Below are 17,376 nucleotides of genomic sequence, written 5' to 3'. Positions count from 1 at the left end.
CGAACGTCTCGGGAACCGCGGTGCGCCGAGGGCTATCGTGCTCGGTTCGCTTCCGGTGCGAATTGAGCCGAATCAATCCGGTCCTTCACCCTGCGGCGCGCGGTGCGCACCTGCCGTTGACGTGTGTCAAATGGCCCTTCGCGTGAGGGCCAACAATCGTTGGCAAGGGGGACAACCTCATGGAGTCGACATGTCGATCGGGCGCGCAAGGGGGCTGCTCCGCGATGGTGGTGTGGCGCGGCTGACATCCCTGATCGTCGACTGGGGCGCGACGGGGCGGCCCGCGTGGGCGGCGCCACGAGGAGCATCGCGCTGAACGCCTGGCGCGGGCCCCTGCTGGCGGCGGCCATCGCCCTGGCCGCCGTCGTGGGCATGCACAAGCTGCAGCGGCGCATGCAGCGGCATTTCGAATCGCGCCGCGCGGCCGCGCAGCAGCGCGCCCTGGTCGAGTCGGGTCAGGCCTCGGTGGTCTTCGAGAACGCGAGCGAAGGGATCATCGTCACCGATGCGGACGGCGTCATCCTGGCGGTCAACCCAGCCTTCACGTCGATCACGGGGTTCGATGCGAGCGACGCGATCGGCAAGCGCCCGGGCCTTCAGCATTCGGGCCGCCACGATGCCGTGTACTACCGGCAAATCTGGCACAGCCTGCTGACCACCGGCCAATGGCAGGGCGAGATCTGGAACCGCCGCAAGAACGGCGAGGTCTATCCCGCGTGGGAGAACATCAGTTCGGTGAGGGACGGCGCCGGCAAGGTAACGAACTACGTGGCGATGCTGTCCGACATCACGCCGATCAAGCGCGCGGAGCAGCAACTGACGCACCTCGCCCATCACGATCCCCTCACCGACCTGCCGAACCGGCTCCTGTTCTCTGGCCATTTGCAGCAACGCATCGACCGGACCCGGCGTCATGGCCGGAAGGTGGGCCTGCTCTTCATCGACCTCGATCGCTTCAAGCGGATCAACGATTCGATGGGGCACGCCGCCGGCGACGCCGTGCTCGTCGAAGTCGCGCGGCGGCTGCGGTCCACCGTCCGCAACCAGGACCTCGTGGCCCGGCTCGGTGGCGATGAGTTCACGGTCGTGCTCGAGGACTTCGACCAGAGCGAAGTCATGGCCGCGTTCGCGCAGAAGATCATCGCGGCGGTGTCGCGGCCGCTGTCGATCGCGGGACGCGAGGTCGTCGTCTCGGCCAGCGTGGGCATCGCGGTCTTCCCGGACGACGGCGACTCGACCGAGGCGTTGACCAAGGCGGCGGACTCCGCGATGTACCGCGCCAAGGAGCGTGGTCGCAACACCTTTGAATTCTTCACGCGCGAGATCACCGAGCGCGCGATGGAACGGCTGTCGATGGAATCGGGCCTGCGCTCGGCGATCGCGCGCGGCGAGTTGTTGTTGCTGTACCAACCTCAGTTCGACGCCGCGACACGGCGCTGCGTCGGCGTCGAGGCGTTGCTGCGCTGGCGGCACCCGCAGGAGGGACTGCTGCCGCCCGACCGCTTCATTCCGATTGCCGAAGAGAGCGACCTGATCAACGTCATCGGGCAGTGGGTGCTGCGCCAGGCCTGCGCCCAGGCCAGGACCTGGCTCGACCTGGGGCTGGCGCGGGTGCGCGTCGCCGTCAACGTGTCCGGACGCCATGTGCTTCACGATCACCTGGTCGAGCTCACCCGCGAGACGCTTGCCGCGCACGACCTGACGGCGTGCGGCGGCGTCATCGAACTCGAGATCACCGAGACCATGCTGCAATCGGTGGAACGCAGTGGCGAGGTGCTGCACGCCCTGCGCGCGCTCGGGGTGCTGATCGCGATCGACGACTTCGGCACCGGCTATTCGTCCCTCGGCATGCTCAGGCAGCTGCCGGTGGACACGCTCAAGATCGACAAGACCTTCATCCACTGCCTGCGCGACCAGGAAGACAGCCGCGCGATCGTGGCCGCGATGATTTCGATGGCGCACGCGTTGAGCATGCGCGTGGTGGCCGAAGGTGTCGAAAGCGAGAGCGAGTTGGCCCTGCTGTGCTCCGCCGGGTGCGACGAGGTCCAGGGCTACCTGCTGGGCCGGCCGATGAGCGCGGAGTCGGTGACCGCCCTGCTGCAGGGCGCGCTCGTGGCCGTGGGCGGAGTCACACGGCGCGGGCCTTGACCCGCGACCCGTCCTTCACGCCCGGAGGCGGGTAGACGATCACGCTGGCCCCCGGGGCCAGGCCGTCGCGGATCGACGCCTCGGTGGCATTGCGTTCGCCGACGCGGATCGCGACCAGGCGGGCGTGGCCCTGGTCCAGCACGAACGCCGCCATGCCGCCAGGGTGGCCAGCGTCCCCTTGCGGCGTCGGAAACACCGCGCTGACCGGCACCTTCACGGCGTTGGCGACCTCGGTCGTGACGATGCGCACGCCGACCCGAAAGCCGTCGCCGAGCGCGGCCCACCGCGCCGACGGGCTGGTGATGTCGATCAGCACCTTGACCCGCTGCTCCTCCACGCCGAGCGCCGAGACCTTGGTGAACGCCGAAGGCTCGACCAGGCGCACGCGGCCGTCGAGCAGGCCATCCCCGCCCCAGCGTTCGATCCGGACCCGGGTGCCGGGCGTGGCCCGCAGCGCATCGGTGGTCAGCAGCTCGGCGACGACCTCGAGCGCGCGCGTGTCGCCGATCTCGACCAGCGGTGCCCCGAGACCCACGGTCGTCTCGCTCGGCTGCACGACGCGCAGCACGCGCCCGGCGATCGGGGCGCGCACGGCGAAGGCCCGGTCGCGCGCGCCGGCGCCGGCCCGCACGGCCATCAGCGCGGCGGCAGCCTGTTCCAGCTCGTGGCCGGCGACGTGGCGTTCCTCGCGCGCCGCGTCCAGGTCCTTCTTCGCGGCCTGCACCGCCAGGCGATCGGTGTCGAGCTTGGTCGGCGAAACGAAGCCGTCGCCGGCGAGTTGTTCGCTGCGGCGCAGTTCGTTCGTCGCCTGTGCAAGCGCGACCTGCGCGCCCTCGACGCGGGCGTTCACGCGCCGCACCTGCGCCTCGGCGACCTCGACCCGCAACTGCTGCTCGCGCAGTGTGCGTTCGTCCGTCATGGCCGGCAGGGCGGGCATCAGCGTCGCGACGACCGTGTCGGCATCGACGGGGTCACCCTCGCGCAGCGCGATGCGCGCGAGCTGTCCCGCCAGCGGTGCCGAGACGACATAGCGGTCGCGCAGGCGGGTCTTGCCGTCCTCGTCGATCGTGGCCTCGAATCGCCCGGTCGTGACCTGCGCGACCTCCACCTCGATCGGGCGGGGCGCCAGCGCCCAGGCAGTGGCGGCCACTGCCAGCACGACACCGACGCCGAGGGTGAACCCTGTGGCTTTCTTCATCTCACTCCCTCGTCTTCAACGCTGACACCATGTCGAGCCGGTCGATGCGCCGGCGTACCACCAGCGCGCTGGCGGTACCGGCCGCGACCACACACAGGGCCGCCCAGGCGCAGGTGCGCGCGCGCAGCACCGCCGGAAAGAAGAACTGGTCGGAGCGCAGCAGTTCGGTGATCAGGTGGGTGAGCCCCCAGCCGAGCAGCATGCCCAGCGGCAGCGCGACCGCGACCACGATCGCCAGCTCGCCCATCAGCAGCGCCGAGACTTCTGCGCGCGTGAAGCCCAGCACCCGCAGGCTCGCCAGCTCCCAGGCGCGCTCGGCGAGCGCGATGCGGGCGTTGTTGTAGACCACGCCGACCGCGATGACGCTCGCGAACGCACTGAGGATCGTGCTCATGATGCGCACGTTGCGCGCGCTGATCTCCTCCATGTTGCGCAGCATCGTGGCCTTGCTCCACGCGCCGGCGATGCGCGGCAGCGCCTTGCTGGCCTCGAGCACGCGGACTTCGCCGCCGCGCTGCGCGGCAAGGACGAATCCGGTCGAGACATCGCCGTCGCCGAGCAGCCGGTCGAGTTCGCGGCGGTCCATGTAGGCGTTCAGGCCCATCATCTCGCGCACCGTCGCGCGCACCGGCAGCTCGAGGACGCGCTCGCGGCCTTCGAGTACCTCGACGCGCACGGTGTCGCCCACGCGCAATCCGAGCTTGTCCGCCAGGCGATCCGTGAGCACCAGGCCCCGACCCTCCAGCAGCGTCGCGTGCAGGTCCACGTCGATGACGCGGTACAGCTCGGCGCGGCCCGCGTAGCCGCGGATCATGCTGCGCTCCCGGCGGTGGCCGTGGACGAAGTTGACTGCCACGAAGCGGGTCGACTCGACCTGCGTCACGCCGGGCAGCCGGGCCAGCTCGTGGCGCACCGCATCGTCGACCGGTTCGGCCGTCCAGACCGTCACGTCGCCGCGCAGGCTCAGGTTGAACTGCGAGTCGACGACGACGTCGATCGCGTCGCGAAAGAAGTTGCCGAGCATCACGATCGCGACGGCCGCCGCGACGCCGGCGATCGACAGCGCCGTGCGCCAAGGCTGCCGCTCCATGTTGCGCAGGATCATCCGCGTGGCCGGGGCGATCCGCCGCACGCCGAGCGTCTCGAGCAGCGTGTGGCGGTAGTGCGCCGGTGCCGGCGGGCGCATCGCCTCGGCCGGCGGCAGACGCACCGTCGCGAAGATCGCGTTCAGGGTGCCCACGACCGCGGTCGCGATCGTGATGGCCGCACTCACGACGACCAGCCAGGGCGCGATCCGGTGCTCGAACGCCGGGAAGCGGAACAGCTCGGCGTAGAGGCCCGTGAGCAAGGTGCCGAGCCAGTCGCCCAGCGCCATCCCCAGCACCAGGCCGACCGCCACGATCAGCAGCACGAACTTCAGGTAGTGCAGCCCGATCGAGCGGTTCGGGTAGCCCAGCGCCTTGAGCGCGGCGATCTGCTCGCGCTGGGTCGCCACCAGGCGCGAGACCACGACGTTGAGCAGGAACGCCGCGACGCCGAGGAAGATCGCCGGCAGCAGCGTGCCCAGCACGCGCTGCTCCTTGATCTCGTTGTCCAGCATCGCGTGGGAGGTCTGTTCCGTGCGGCCGTGCGCCTCCCGGCCGCCGTAGCGCGAGAGCACGCGCGAGACCGCCGCGATCGCCGCGGGTTCGGACGCGCCGGGTGCGAGCTTCAGCGCGACGCGGTTGAACGCGCCCTGCATGTCGTAGGCGCCGGCCAGCGCGTCGCGGTCCAGCCAGAACACGCCGAAGCCGCGCGTGTCCGGCATGCCCCACAGGCCGGCGAAGATGAATTCGGGCGACAGCGCGGTGCCGACGATGACGAGATCGCGTTGCCGGCCGTTGACCAGCGCCGACAGACGCGCCCCCGGGACCAGGCCGCGCGCCTGCGCGAAGCCCTCCGACACCAGCACCTCGAGGCTGCCGTCGGTGTGCGCGGCATCGCCGCTGTCGAGCGCGCGGCCCCGGCTCACGGTCACGCGGTTCATGCGCGGCGCGACACGGCGGTCGATGCCGATCAGCTGGCCGATGACCGGGTCGGACAGGCCCGGGATCTCGATCCGCACGACCTCCTCCAGCGTGGCCTGGACATCGGCGACGCCGGGCACCTCGCGCAGGACCTCGACCAGGCTGTTGGGCGCGCGTTTGACCGCGGCGAACACGTCGGCGAAGCGCCCCTGCGCGTAGAAGCGATCGCGTGCCAGCGCGAGCGAATCGACGGCCGACAGGCTGGTGACGAACCCGCCGATGCCGCTGGCGACGACCAGCGCGATCGTCAGCGCCTGGCTCCACATCAGGCGCAGGTCGCGCAGCAGCTTGCGGTCGAGCGCCTTCACCAGGACAGCTCCGCCGGCTTGACCCGGTGCGCATTCGCCACCACGCGCTGGATGCGCCCGTCGCCGAGGTACACGACCCGATCGGCCATGCCGGCGATCGCCGCGTTGTGGGTGATGACGATCGCGGTCGTGCCGAGCTCCTCGTTGATGTGGGCGATGACCTCGAGCACGAGCTTGCCGGTCTGGTAGTCGAGCGCACCGGTCGGCTCGTCGCAAAGCAGCACGTCGGGGCGCTTGACGATGGCCCGGGCGATCGCGACCCGCTGCTGCTCGCCGCCGGAGAGCTGGGCCGGGAAGTGATCCCGGCGCGGCGTCAGGCCGACCCGGTCGATCGCTTCGTCGGCCGGCATCGGGTCGTCGGCGATGTCGGTGACGAGCTGGACGTTCTCGCGCACCGTCAGGCTCGGGATCAGGTTGTAGAACTGGAACACGAAGCCGACGTGGCGGCGCCGGAACGCCGTCAGCTCCGACTCGGTCGCCGCGCTCAGGTCCTGACTGCCGAAGTTGACCCGTCCCGCGCTCGGCACGTCCAGGCCCCCGAGGATGTTCAGCAAGGTCGACTTGCCGCTGCCCGATGGGCCGAGCAGCACGATGAATTCGCCGCGCGCGACATCGAGATCGACGTCGCGCAGCGCCTGCACCTCGACCTCGCCGGTGCGGTAGGTCTTGGTCAGCCCGCGCACCTCGAAGACCGGGGCGTCGCCGGTATCGTTCATGCCGGGCGGCCGGCTGACGGGCTCGCGGAGGCGGAGAAGCACATGGTGAATGGGCGGTGCGCACCACGGGCGCGCACCGCCGTTCAACGAGTTGCGCTCATCGTATGAACAAGCCGGACCGCCGCATTGACCGGCGTCAACGCGGCGCCGCCAGGCCGTCCAGGATCGGGCAGTCCGGTCGGTCGTCACCGCGGCAGCAGCGAACCAGGTGCTCGAGCGCGACCTTCATCGCGAGGATTTCCGCCGCCTTCTGCTCCAGGTCCCTGATGTGCGCCTCGGCCAGCGCCTTGACCTGGCGGCTCGGCCGCTTGCGGTCCTGCCACAGGCTCACGAGCTGCGCGATCTCCGACAGCGAGAAGCCCAGGTCGCGCGCATGGCGGATGAAACGCAGCGTGTGCACGCCGGCGGGTTCGTACTGGCGGTAGCCCGCCTCGCTCCGACGCGCTTCGGGCAACAGGCCCAGTGCTTCGTAGTGCCGGATCATCTTGGCCGACACGCCCGAGGCCTTCGCCGCTTCACCGATGTTCATCATGACCTGCGCCCTGGATGCTGCTGCGGGACGAGTCTAGACCGCGGGGCCTCGGCAGGGCCTTCTCGGCTATGCTGAATGGTTGATGGACGACCGGAACGCACTGCCCGCCGCCCCCGACCCCCACGTCGAGGCCCCGTCGTTCCTGGCCGGAGGCGGCGAGATGGGCGCGCTGATGCGCGGGCACGACTGGGCGGCGTCCCCGCTCGGCCCACCGGCGGCCTGGCCGCAGACGCTGCGGACGATGGTGCGCGTGTTGCTCAATACCGGCCATCCGATGTACATCTGGTGGGGACCGGAACGGGCGTGCCTCTACAACGATGCCTACCGCCAGTCGATCGGGCCGGAGCGGCACCCGCAGTCGCTCGGCCGTCCGGCGCGCGAGGTCTGGGCCGAGATCTGGGACATCATCGACCCGCAGATCGAGCAGGTGATGTCGGGCGGCGGCGCGACCTGGCACGTCAACCAGCTCGTTCCGATCACCCGCAACGGGCGCCGGGAAGACGTCTACTGGACCTACAGCTACAGCCCGATCGACGACGAGCAGGCGCCCTGCGGCGTCGGTGGCGTGCTGGTGGTGTGCACCGAGACGACCGCGAACGTGCAGCTCGCGACGCAACTGCGCTCCGAGCGCGACCGCCTGTCGCAGCTGTTCGAGCAATCGCCCACGTTCATGGCGATGTTCGAGGGCCCGCAACACCGCTTCGTCGCCGTCAACCCGGCCTACCGGCGGCTGGTCGGTGACCGCGAGCTGCTCGGCAAGACCGTGGCGCAGGCGCTGCCCGAGGTGGTCGGGCAGGGCTACGTCGATCTGCTCGACCGCGTGTTCGCGACCGGCGAACCGTACATCGCGACCGAGGCGCCTTACATGACGCCCGCGGCGGCAGGCAGCCCGTCGCCCGAGCGCTATGTCGACTTCGTCTACCAGCCGATCCGGCAGGAGGACGGCCGGATCAGCGGCATCTTCGTCAGCGGCGCGGACGTCACCGAGCGTGCGCTGGCCTTTGCGTCGGTGCGCCGCAGCGAGTCGCAGTTCCGGGTCGCGCTCAACGCCGGCCGGATGGGCTCCTGGGAGACCGACTACACCACCAATGTCCGGCGCTGGTCGGCCGAGGGCATGGCGCTGTTCGGCCTGTCGCTGCCGGGCGGCATCGGCCATGTGGGGGGCGCCGACGACGAGTACATCGCCGCCATCCACCCCGAGGACCGGGAGACGGCGCGCCACTACCGCGAGATCGCGCAGACGCAGGATTCGTTTCCCGCCGCCTACCGGGTCGTGCGCCCCGACGGCAAGGTCCTGTGGCTGGCCGGGCGCGGGCTGGTCACCGAGCGCGGGCCGCAGGGCGAGGCGCGCCGCCTCGTCAGCATCATGGCCGACACGACCGAGCAGCGCGCCGCCGACGAGCGGCTGCGCGTCGAGCGCGCGCGCCTCGGGCTGGCGATGAGCGCCGGCCAGATGGGCGCGTACGAGCTGGACATCGTCGAGGACCGACTCTGGTGGTCGCCCGAAACCTACGCGCTGTTCGGCGTGACGCCGGAGACCTTCGTGCCCACGCGCGACAGCGTCGCTGCGCTGATCCACCCCGACGACCGCGACGAGTTCGTGCGCAGCCGGGCCGAGGCCATCGCACGGCGGCGCCCGTTCGTCCACGAGTTCCGGACGCTGCGCCCCGACGGCACCGAGGCCTGGCTGTCCCATCGCGGCCAGGCCGAGTACGACGAGTTCGACCGCCCGGTGCGCAACTTCGGCATCACGATGGACATCACCGAGCGCCGCAAGGTCGAGCAGTTCCTGCGCGACGCCGACCGCCGCAAGGACAACTTCATCGCCACGCTGGCCCACGAGCTGCGCAATCCGCTGGCGCCGATCCGCAGTGCCGCGCATGCGCTGCACCAGGTCACGGTGCCCGATCCGCGCCTGGCCTGGTGCCGCGACGTCATCGAGCGGCAGGTGGCCCACATGACGCGCCTGCTCGACGACCTGCTCGACCTGTCACGGCTGAACCGCGGCGAGCTGCGGCTGCGGCGCGAGGTGGTGAACCTGGCCGAGGCGCTCGAACATGCGCAGGAGATCGCCCAGCCGCTGGTCCTGGCCGGCGGGCACCGGCTGTCGGTGGAACTGGCCGATCGTGGCCTGGCGATCGAGGGCGACATGACCCGGATGGCGCAGATCTTCTCGAACCTGCTGATCAACGCCGTCAAGTACACGCCCGGGGCGGGGCAGATCGAGGTGCGGCTCGCGCGCGACGGCGACGCGGCCGTGGTGAGCGTCAGCGACAGCGGCGTGGGCATCGCGCCGGAGAACCATGAGCGCATCTTCGAGATGTTCGGCCAGTTGCAGGCCGAGGGCGGGAACCAGGGCGGGCAGGGGATCGGCCTGGCGCTGACCAAGGCGCTGGTCGAGATGCACGGCGGCGGGATCTCGGTGCGCAGCCCCGGTCTCGGCCTGGGGAGCACGTTCAGCGTGCGCCTGCCGCTGCCGGCGGACGCGGCCCAGCGGCCTGTTCCCGCGGCACCGACAACGCTTCGATCCGATGGCGAACATCGCTTGCGCGTGCTGATCGCCGACGACTCCACCGACATCGCCGACACCATCGCCCTGCTGCTCGAGGACCTCGGGCACGAGACGCGCGTCGCCTACGACGGCGAACAGGCGCTGGCAATGGCCGCCGAGTGGTCGCCGGACGTGGCGCTGCTCGACCTCGGCATGCCCAAGCTCAACGGCTACGAACTGTGCCGCCGCATCCGGCAGCTGCCCGGCGGCCCCGGCATGACGCTGATCGCGCAGACCGGGTGGGGCCAGGAGGAGCAGCGCCGCCGCACGACCGAGGCCGGTTTCGATCACCATGTGGTGAAGCCGGCCGACATCGACGATGTCGTCGCGTTGTTTCCGCGCGCCGGCCGTTGACGCGGCCCACGGCGTCCTCGCCGCTGGCAGCGCCTCTCAGGCCCGACTGACGATCCGGCTGGCGATCGCCCGGCCCATGTCGGTCGTCGACGCTTGGCCGCCCAGGTCCGGCGTGTGCGGCCCCTCGATCAGCACGGCCTCGATCGCCCGGACGATCGCGTCGTGCGCGGCGCGCGCGCCGAGGAAGTCGAGCATCAGCGCGGCCGACCAGATCATCGCGACCGGGTTGGCGATGTTGCGGCCGTAGATGTCCGGCGCGGAGCCGTGCACCGGCTCGAACAGCGACGGGAAGTTGCGCTCCGGGTTCAGGTTGGCCGACGGCGCCAGGCCGATCGTCCCGGTGCAGGCGGGGCCGAGGTCGGACAGGATGTCGCCGAACAGGTTCGACGCCACCACCACGTCGAAGCGCGTCGGCTGCAGCACGAAGCGCGCCGAGAGGATGTCGATGTGCTGCTTGTCGACTGTCACGTGCGGGTAGCCGGCCGCGACGGCATCGGCCCGGCCGTCCCACCACGGCATGCTGATCGCGATGCCGTTCGACTTGGTCGCGACCGTCAGGTGCTTGCGCGGGCGCGACTGCGCCAGCTCGAACGCGTACTTCAGCACCCGGTCGGTGCCATGGCGCGAATACACCGACTCCTGGATCACGATCTCGCGCTCGGTGCCGGCGTACATCACGCCGCCGAGGTTGGTGTACTCGCCCTCGGTGTTCTCGCGCACGACGAAGAAGTCGATGTCGCCGGCCTTGCGGCCCGCGAGCGGGCAGGGCACGCCTTCGAACAGGCGCACCGGGCGCAGGTTGATGTACTGGTCGAACTCGCGGCGGAACTTCAGCAGCGAGCCCCACAGCGAGACGTGGTCGGGCACGGTGGCCGGCCAGCCGACCGCGCCGAAGAAGATCGCGTCCATGCCCTCGAGCTGGGCCTTCCAGTCGTCCGGCATCATCTGGCCGTGCCGTGCGTGGTAGTCGCAGCTGGCCCACTCGATGTGGGTGAACGCGAGATCGAGTTCGAACTGCTTCGCTGCCGCCTCGAGCACCCGCAGGCCTTCGGGCATCACTTCCTTGCCGATCCCGTCTCCGGGAATCACGGCGATCTTGAGCGGCTGGGTCATCGGGCGGGCCTCGCTGGACAGTGTCGGGAGAGCGAATGCTAGTCGCTCCCGCCGAACACGGTGTCGCGCCGGCCCGCCGCCGGAATCGGAGGTCTCAGCGGGCGCTGCGCCGCCTGGCGGCGAGCGCCAGCAGGCCGAGGCCGGCGCCCATCAGGATGACCGTGGACGGCTCCGGAATGCCCGGGACGGGCGGAAACACTTCGTCCGCCGAGCCCTGCACGCCGACGGTGAAGCCGTTCCAGAATTCGTTGGTCGAACTGCGCCAGGTCAGCGTGTCGAATGCGCCGAGAAAGCGCAGCGTGCCGTGCGGCTCGCTGCCGCCGACGCCGTTGCTGTTCAGCTGGTATTCGAAGTGACCGTTGCCGAGATCGACGATCACCTTGCTGGCGCCGCCGCAGCCCCAGTAGCCGCAGGCGTTGCCATCGACGCCACCCAGGCTGAGGAGTTCGAAGTCCTGGTCGAACGCATAGCCGTTGCCGTTGAGGCTGGCGAACGCGAAGACCGGGTTGGCGATCGCCTGCGAGAAATTCAAGGTCTGCGTGCCGGCCCTGCTGAGCGCGACGATGTCCGTCCCGGTCGGCCGGTTGTCGACGGCCGCGCTCGTGTACGGGGAGGTGGCGCCCGAGCCGCCGATCCAGTAGTCGGTGCCGCCGCTCGGCTGGTAGAAGCCGATGCCGTTGGCGTTCGTGTACGTCACCGTGATGGTGGTGGTGTTGGTCGTGATCGTGCCCTGGCCCTGGAAGCCGGTGGTGGCGGTGTTCGTGCCGGTCCAGTCGGTCCAGAAGATCGGGTCGGCCATCGCCGGTGGACTGGCGAGCGCGGCAAGGAGCGCACCGACGGAAAGGAAGGCGTGGCCACGACAGTGGTTCATGGAAGGTTCTCCTCGTTGGTGTCGGACGTCGCGTGCACCCGGTGCAGGGCCGCGGGCTTTGATCGACGGCCAACGTATCGGCCCACCATCACACTGTCAACTCTTCATTCTTGGGATGAGCGCACGAGGTAAGCTGATCGCCACCGCGCCGGCCCGGGCATGTCCCGGACGCGCTGAACACCCATCCTCAACAGGCTTGCACGGCATGACCCGGATTTCTCTGACGGCCGTTGAAATCAAGGCATTCGTCCCGGCGAAGGACTTCGCACGTTCGATCCGGTTCTACGAAGCGCTTGGCTTCACGTGCGCATCGGTCCACCAGGATGTCGCGTACTTGCGCTGCGGCGAGTCCAGCTTCCTGCTGCAGGACTTCTTCGTGCAGGCGCATGCCGACAACTTCCAGATGCACCTGCTGGTCGATGACGTGGACGCCTGGCACCAGGCCGCCAGGACGGTGGCGACCGAGTTCGGCGTCCGGATCGGCGAACCGGCAGACCGGCCATGGGCGATGTGCGACTTCACGCTCTTCGATCCGAGTGGCGTGCTGTGGCGCATCGGCCAGAACATCCCGCGCCCCATGACGCCATGACCCGACGGCTGCGACGCCTGCTGGCGGTCACCTGGGCCGCGCCGTGTTCGCTGATCGGGCTGTGCCTCGGCGCGCTCGCGCTGCTCGTCGGCGGCCGCGGTGCGCGCGTCGGCGGGGTACTCGAATTCTCGTTTCCAGTGCACCACGGGCTCGGCCGCTCGATCGCGGCGCGCCTGCCCTTTGCAGCGATCACTTTCGGCCATGTCGTGGTCGGCACCGCTCCCGTTCAACTGGCGCTGCTGCGCGCCCACGAGCGTGTCCATGTGCGGCAGTACGAAATCCTCGGGCCGCTGTTCCTGGTGGCTTATCCGCTGGCCAGCATCCTGGCGGCCGCGCGCGGCCGACCGCCGTATCGCGGCAACTGGTTCGAGGAACAGGCGCGCCGCGCGGCCGCCGCGGATGGCGGTGGGGCTGCGGGGCAGCCCGGTGAATGAACTTCGAAGGTCAGGCATGCAGATCCTTGCCACTTCGCGCTGGCCGGGATGGCGTCTCGGCGTTCTGAAGTAACGTTCCACCTCGTCCCCCACACAGTCCGCACATGAACATACCGTCGACGCTGGCGCTCGCCGCCCTGATCAATGCCGCCGCCGCGGCCGGCGCCGGTGCCGCCCCTGGCGACCTGGAAAAGATGCGCTGGCTTGCCAGTTGCTGGCAGAGCCAGGGCGCGGAGCCGGGGTCCGTGGAGCAATGGACCGACGCTGCGGGCGGGACGATGCTGGGGCTGAGCCGCACGGTCAAGCAGGGCCAGACGGTGTCGTTCGAGTTCATGCAACTGCGCGAGCTGCCGGATGGCCGGCTGGCCTTCATCGCGCAGCCGTCCGGTCGCAGCGCCACGGTGTTCCCGGCGCTGCGCCTGACCGAGGCGGAGGCGGTGTTCGAGAACCCGACCCATGACTTCCCGCAACGCGTGGTCTATGCCCGCGACGGAGCGGAACGCCTGCGTGCCCGGATCGAGGGCCAGCGCAACGGCGCGCTGCGCACGATCGAGTTCCCGATGGTGCGCGTCGGCTGCGATGCGCCCGCAGGCGCCGCGTCGAAATAGCATGCAGACGACCGACCCCGTGCTGGTGCTGAACTGTGGCTCGTCGAGCATCAAGTTCGCGTTGTTCGACACCACCGCCGCGAGCGTCGCGCGCGAGCCGTTCTGGAAGGGCCAGATCGACGACGTGATCGGCGGCGGCGCCCGCATCCGGGAGACCGGTCGAGAAGAGGCGCACCTGGCGCTCGAGGCCGGACATCCGTTTCTCGACGCGCTGCGCCACATCCGGGCGCGCGTGCTGGCGCGGCTCGACGGGCGGACGCTGCAGGCGGTGGCGCATCGGGTCGTGCACGGCGGTGCCAGGTACCTGGCACCCGCGCGGATCGATCGGACCGTGCTGGCCGACCTGCGCAGCTACATCCCGCTCGCGCCGCTGCACCAGCCGTTCGCGCTCGAGGCGATCGAGGCGCTGCTGGAGGCCAGCCCCGCGCTGCCGCAGATCGCCTGTTTCGACACGGCGTTTCATCAGCACATGCCGCTCGTCGAACGCCTGTTGCCGCTGCCGCATTCCGCGTGGGAGCGCGGCCTGCGGCGCTACGGCTTCCACGGCCTGTCGTACGAGTACATGGCGGTCGCATTGCCCGAGCGGCACGGCACCTTGGCGCACGGACGCGTGATCGTCGCGCACCTGGGCAGCGGCGCCAGCCTGTGCGCGATGGACGGCCTGCAGAGCGTTGCGACGACGATGGGCTTCTCCGCGCTCGACGGCCTGATGATGGGCACGCGCTGCGGCTCGCTCGATCCCGGCGTGCTGCTCTACCTGCTCGAGGTCGACGGCCTGTCGCCGAAGGCGCTCGGTCAGATGCTCTACCACGAGGCCGGGCTGCTCGGCGTGTCGGGCCGCTCGGCCGACCCGCGCGACCTGCTCGCGCACGAAGCGCAGGACGCGCAGGTGCGGGACGCGCTGGCGCTGTACGTGCGCCGCATCGTCCGCGAGATCGGTGCCTTGACGGCCGTGCTGGGCGGGCTCGACCTGCTGGTCTTCACGGCCGGCATCGGCGAGCACAACGCGCAGATGCGCGCGCGAATCTGCGCCGAGCTGGGCTTCCTCGACGTGCGCCTCGACGCGGCGGCGAATGCGGCCCACGCGTCGACGATCTCGTGGGCAGGCGACCGCGTCACCGTCGCGGTGGAACCGACCAACGAAGAGTGGATCGCCGCGCGCCACGCGCTGGCGCTCGTCGCCGCGGCCGACGCGCCATCCTGATCAGGCGCGGTCGGCCGGGCTCCAGCGCCAGTCGCGGATCTCGGGCAGGTCGTCGCCGTGCTCGGCGATGTAGGCCTTGTGGCGCGCGATCGTCGCCCGATGCCATTCGGTCGCAGCCGGGATCCGACCGGCCAGGCGCGGCACGCGCCGGACGACATCGAGCGCGAGGCTGTAGCGGTCCAGGTCGTTGAGGACCACCATGTCGAACGGTGTGGTCGTCGTGCCTTCCTCGCGGTAGCCGCGCACGTGGAGGTTGGCGTGGTTGTGGCGCCGATACGCGAGCTTGTGGATCAGCGACGGGTAGCCGTGGAAGGCGAAGATCACCGGCTTGTCGCGCGTGAACAGCGCGTCGAACGCGTCGTCGTCGAGCCCGTGCGGGTGCTCGCCGGGCGGCTGCAGCACCATCAGGTCGACCACGTTGACGACGCGCACGCGCAGGTCGGGCGCCAGTTCGCGCAGCACGGTCACGGCGGCGAGCGCCTCGACCGTCGGCACGTCGCCGGCGCAGGCGATCACGGCATCCGGCTCGCCCGCGCCGGGTTCGCTGCCGGCCCAGTGCCAGATGCCCGCGCCGGCCGCGCAGTGGGCCGCGGCGGCGTCGATGTCCAGCCACTGCCACTCCGGCTGCTTGCCGGCGACGATCACGTTGATGTAGTGGCGGCTGCGCAGGCAGTGGTCGGCCACCGACAGCAGGCAGTTCGCGTCGGGCGGCAGGTAGATGCGCACCACGTCGGCCTTCTTGTTGGCCACGTGGTCCATGAAACCCGGGTCCTGGTGCGAGAAGCCGTTGTGGTCCTGCCGCCAGACGTGGGAGGTGAGCAGGTAGTTCAGCGACGGGATCGGCTGGCGCCAGGCCACCTGGCGGCTGACCTTGAGCCACTTGGCGTGCTGGTTCAGCATCGAGTCGACGATGTGGATGAAGGCTTCGTAGCACGAGAACAAGCCGTGACGCCCGGTCAACAGGTAGCCCTCGAGCCAGCCCTGGCACAGGTGCTCGCTGAGGATCTCCATCACGCGGCCGTCGTGGCGCAGGTTCGTGTCGACGTCCGTCACGCTCGCCATCCACGCCTTGGGGGTCACCGCGTAGACCGCATCGAGCCGGTTCGACGCGGTCTCGTCCGGCCCGAAGACGCGGAAGTTCGCGCTCGCGAGGTTGCGCGCCATCACGTCGCGCACGAACCGGCCGAGTACCCGGGTCGATTCGGCGCGCACGCCGCCCGGCGTGACCACCTTCACCGCGTGCGTGCGGAAGTCCGGCATCACCAGCGGCTGGCAGACGGCGCCGCCGTTCGTGTGCGGGTTGCAGCCCATGCGCTGGACGCCGACCGGGGCCAGCGCCGCGAGTTCGGGGATCAGCGCGCCGTCGGCGTCGAACAGTTCGTCGGGCCGGTAGCTGCGCAGCCAGTCGCTCAGCTGGCCGAGATGCTCGTCCGACTGGAGGTCGGCCAGCGGCACCTGGTGCGAGCGCCACGTGCCCTCGACCGGCAGGCCGTCGACGGTCTTCGGCCCCGTCCACCCTTTCGGCGTGACAAGCACGATCATCGGCCAGCACGGCAGGGCGGGCGGCGTCGCGGCGTCGCCGCCGCGCGCCGCCGCCTGGATCTGCCGGATGCGTGCGTGCGCCGTGTCCAGCGCGGCGGCGAGCGCGCGGTGGACCTGCGCGGGATCGTCGCCCTCGACGAACAACGGTTCGTGGCCGTAGCCGGTCAGCAGCGCCGTCAAGGCCTCGCGGCCGATCCGCGCCAGCACGGTCGGATTGGCGATCTTGAAGCCGTTGAGGTGCAGGATGGGCAGCACCGCCCCGTCGCGGGCCGGATCGAGGAACTTGTTGGCGTGCCAGCTGCCGGCGAGCGGCCCGGTCTCCGCCTCGCCGTCGCCGATCACGCACGCGACGATCAGGTCCGGGTTGTCGAAGGCGGCGCCGTACGCGTGCGCCAGCGAATAGCCGAGCTCGCCCCCTTCGTGGATCGAACCCGGCGTTTCGGGTGCCACGTGGCTCGGGATGCCGCCCGGCCACGAAAACTGGCGGAAGAGCTTCAGCAGGCCGTCCCGGTTGCGCGCGATGCCCGGGTAGTGCTCGGTGTACGAGCCTTCCAGGTACGTGTTCGCGACGATGCCCGGCCCGCCGTGCCCGGGGCCGACCACCATCAGCATGTTCAGCGCGTGCTGCTTGATCAACCGGTTCAGGTGCACGTAGACCAGGTTCAGCCCCGGCGTCGTGCCCCAGTGACCGAGCAGCCGCGGCTTGACATCGGCGTGGGCCAGCGGCCTCTCGAGCAGCGGGTTCGCCTGCAGGTAGATCTGACCGACGGACAGGTAGTTCGCGGCGCGCCAGTACGCGTCGATCTTGCGGAACAGGTCGTCGTCCAGCATGCTCACGCCGGCGTTCACGCGCCTGCGCAGGTTGCGACGCTGCTCACCAGCGCGAACAGGACCAGGCCGCTGATCAGGCGCGGTGCGGCGAAGCCGTTGACCGCGTCGAGCCGGCAGCGAAGGGCAAACAGCGGTCCGCGCTGCGCGTCGCACCGGTCGAGGTGGTGGCGAAGCGCCGCCAGTTCGACGGCCGACGTGGCCACGGAGCCTCCGAAGGAGGAGGTTTTCCAGAACTGGCGATGGCGGGAGGACGTAGGCATCTGATGGATGTTCCGGTAGGGGTTCGAATGGGGCACCCAGCGTGTGCCCGA

The 17,376-nt window shown here is 70.3% G+C and carries 14 protein-coding genes; 6 read left to right on the top strand and 8 right to left on the bottom strand.

Annotation, left to right across the window (positions count from 1 at the left end; translation table 11 throughout):
* Positions 1-123 precede the first annotated feature (123 nt).
* Positions 124-2,148, top strand: coding sequence for a putative bifunctional diguanylate cyclase/phosphodiesterase (locus tag ACWH49_RS26310; protein ID WP_448174127.1), 2,025 nt, complete (start codon positions 124-126; stop codon positions 2,146-2,148).
* Here ACWH49_RS26310 and ACWH49_RS26305 read toward each other — a convergent pair.
* The 4 genes from ACWH49_RS26305 to cueR form a co-directional block, all read right to left on the bottom strand.
* On the bottom strand, positions 2,129-3,346 hold the full coding sequence (locus ACWH49_RS26305) for an efflux RND transporter periplasmic adaptor subunit (protein WP_448174126.1): 1,218 nt from the start codon (positions 3,344-3,346) through the stop codon (positions 2,129-2,131). The genes ACWH49_RS26310 and ACWH49_RS26305 overlap by 20 nt on opposite strands.
* Position 3,347: 1 nt before the next feature.
* Positions 3,348-5,720, bottom strand: a complete 2,373-nt coding sequence (locus ACWH49_RS26300; RefSeq protein ID WP_448174125.1) for an ABC transporter permease — start codon at positions 5,718-5,720, stop codon at positions 3,348-3,350.
* Positions 5,717-6,436 carry an ABC transporter ATP-binding protein gene (locus ACWH49_RS26295; protein ID WP_448174124.1) on the bottom strand — a complete coding sequence of 240 codons (720 nt, stop codon included), beginning with the start codon at positions 6,434-6,436 and terminating at the stop codon, positions 5,717-5,719. Before ACWH49_RS26295 ends, ACWH49_RS26300 begins: the two co-directional genes overlap by 4 nt.
* Before the next feature lie 136 nt (positions 6,437-6,572).
* A complete protein-coding gene (gene cueR, locus ACWH49_RS26290) occupies positions 6,573-6,965 on the bottom strand; it encodes a Cu(I)-responsive transcriptional regulator (RefSeq protein ID WP_448174123.1) in 393 nt (130 codons plus the stop codon).
* A gap of 85 nt (positions 6,966-7,050) precedes the next feature.
* Between cueR and ACWH49_RS26285 the strand changes: the two genes are divergently transcribed.
* The gene (locus ACWH49_RS26285) at positions 7,051-9,873 is read left to right on the top strand and encodes a PAS domain-containing protein (RefSeq protein ID WP_448174122.1); all 2,823 of its coding nucleotides are present in this window, start codon (positions 7,051-7,053) and stop codon (positions 9,871-9,873) included.
* 36 nt (positions 9,874-9,909) lie between these two features.
* Here the strand turns inward: ACWH49_RS26285 and ACWH49_RS26280 are convergent, their stop codons facing one another.
* Together ACWH49_RS26280 and ACWH49_RS26275 are read right to left on the bottom strand one after the other, a co-directional pair.
* Entirely contained in the window at positions 9,910-10,986 is a 1,077-nt protein-coding gene (locus ACWH49_RS26280; protein ID WP_448174121.1) for a tartrate dehydrogenase, read from the bottom strand.
* A 94-nt stretch (positions 10,987-11,080) separates the two neighbouring features.
* On the bottom strand, positions 11,081-11,857 hold the full coding sequence (locus tag ACWH49_RS26275; RefSeq protein ID WP_448174120.1) for a PEP-CTERM sorting domain-containing protein: 777 nt from the start codon (positions 11,855-11,857) through the stop codon (positions 11,081-11,083).
* 205 nt (positions 11,858-12,062) lie between these two features.
* Between ACWH49_RS26275 and ACWH49_RS26270 the strand changes: the two genes are divergently transcribed.
* The 4 genes from ACWH49_RS26270 (at position 12,063) to ACWH49_RS26255 (ending at position 14,692) form a co-directional block, all read left to right on the top strand.
* Positions 12,063-12,446 carry a VOC family protein gene (locus tag ACWH49_RS26270; RefSeq protein ID WP_448174403.1) on the top strand — a complete coding sequence of 128 codons (384 nt, stop codon included), beginning with the start codon at positions 12,063-12,065 and terminating at the stop codon, positions 12,444-12,446.
* Positions 12,443-12,880: a signal peptide prediction gene (locus tag ACWH49_RS26265; protein ID WP_448174119.1), complete on the top strand. Its 438-nt coding sequence runs from the start codon at positions 12,443-12,445 to the stop codon at positions 12,878-12,880. The genes ACWH49_RS26270 and ACWH49_RS26265 overlap by 4 nt, the downstream gene beginning before the upstream one ends.
* Before the next feature lie 104 nt (positions 12,881-12,984).
* The gene (locus tag ACWH49_RS26260; protein WP_448174118.1) at positions 12,985-13,488 is read left to right on the top strand and encodes a DUF6265 family protein; all 504 of its coding nucleotides are present in this window, start codon (positions 12,985-12,987) and stop codon (positions 13,486-13,488) included.
* 1 nt (position 13,489) lies between these two features.
* The gene (locus ACWH49_RS26255) at positions 13,490-14,692 is read left to right on the top strand and encodes an acetate/propionate family kinase (RefSeq protein WP_448174117.1); all 1,203 of its coding nucleotides are present in this window, start codon (positions 13,490-13,492) and stop codon (positions 14,690-14,692) included.
* Here ACWH49_RS26255 and ACWH49_RS26250 read toward each other — a convergent pair whose 3' ends face one another.
* Together ACWH49_RS26250 and ACWH49_RS26245 are read right to left on the bottom strand one after the other, a co-directional pair.
* On the bottom strand, positions 14,693-17,065 hold the full coding sequence (locus ACWH49_RS26250; RefSeq protein ID WP_448174402.1) for a phosphoketolase family protein: 2,373 nt from the start codon (positions 17,063-17,065) through the stop codon (positions 14,693-14,695).
* A 14-nt stretch (positions 17,066-17,079) separates the two neighbouring features.
* On the bottom strand, positions 17,080-17,268 hold the full coding sequence (locus ACWH49_RS26245) for a hypothetical protein (RefSeq protein WP_448174116.1): 189 nt from the start codon (positions 17,266-17,268) through the stop codon (positions 17,080-17,082).
* Positions 17,269-17,376 lie beyond the last annotated feature (108 nt).

It is taken from the genome of Rhizobacter fulvus (assembly GCF_964020785.1).
This window is presented reverse-complemented; position numbering and strand designations above follow the sequence as displayed.

Bases quoted from the DNA above. Each gene is read 5' to 3' on its own strand.
- ACWH49_RS26270 (WP_448174403.1), top strand. From the start codon at position 12,063: ATGACCCGGATTTCTCTGACGGCCGTTGAAATCAAGGCATTCGTCCCG.
- ACWH49_RS26255 (WP_448174117.1), top strand. From the start codon at position 13,490: ATGCAGACGACCGACCCCGTGCTGGTGCTGAACTGTGGCTCGTCGAGC.
- ACWH49_RS26250 (WP_448174402.1), bottom strand. From the start codon at position 17,065: ATGCTGGACGACGACCTGTTCCGCAAGATCGACGCGTACTGGCGCGCC.
- cueR (WP_448174123.1), bottom strand. From the start codon at position 6,965: ATGAACATCGGTGAAGCGGCGAAGGCCTCGGGCGTGTCGGCCAAGATG.
- ACWH49_RS26260 (WP_448174118.1), top strand. From the start codon at position 12,985: ATGAACATACCGTCGACGCTGGCGCTCGCCGCCCTGATCAATGCCGCC.
- ACWH49_RS26305 (WP_448174126.1), bottom strand. From the start codon at position 3,346: ATGAAGAAAGCCACAGGGTTCACCCTCGGCGTCGGTGTCGTGCTGGCA.
- ACWH49_RS26295 (WP_448174124.1), bottom strand. From the start codon at position 6,436: ATGAACGATACCGGCGACGCCCCGGTCTTCGAGGTGCGCGGGCTGACC.
- ACWH49_RS26265 (WP_448174119.1), top strand. From the start codon at position 12,443: ATGACCCGACGGCTGCGACGCCTGCTGGCGGTCACCTGGGCCGCGCCG.
- ACWH49_RS26275 (WP_448174120.1), bottom strand. From the start codon at position 11,857: ATGAACCACTGTCGTGGCCACGCCTTCCTTTCCGTCGGTGCGCTCCTT.
- ACWH49_RS26285 (WP_448174122.1), top strand. From the start codon at position 7,051: ATGGACGACCGGAACGCACTGCCCGCCGCCCCCGACCCCCACGTCGAG.
- ACWH49_RS26280 (WP_448174121.1), bottom strand. From the start codon at position 10,986: ATGACCCAGCCGCTCAAGATCGCCGTGATTCCCGGAGACGGGATCGGC.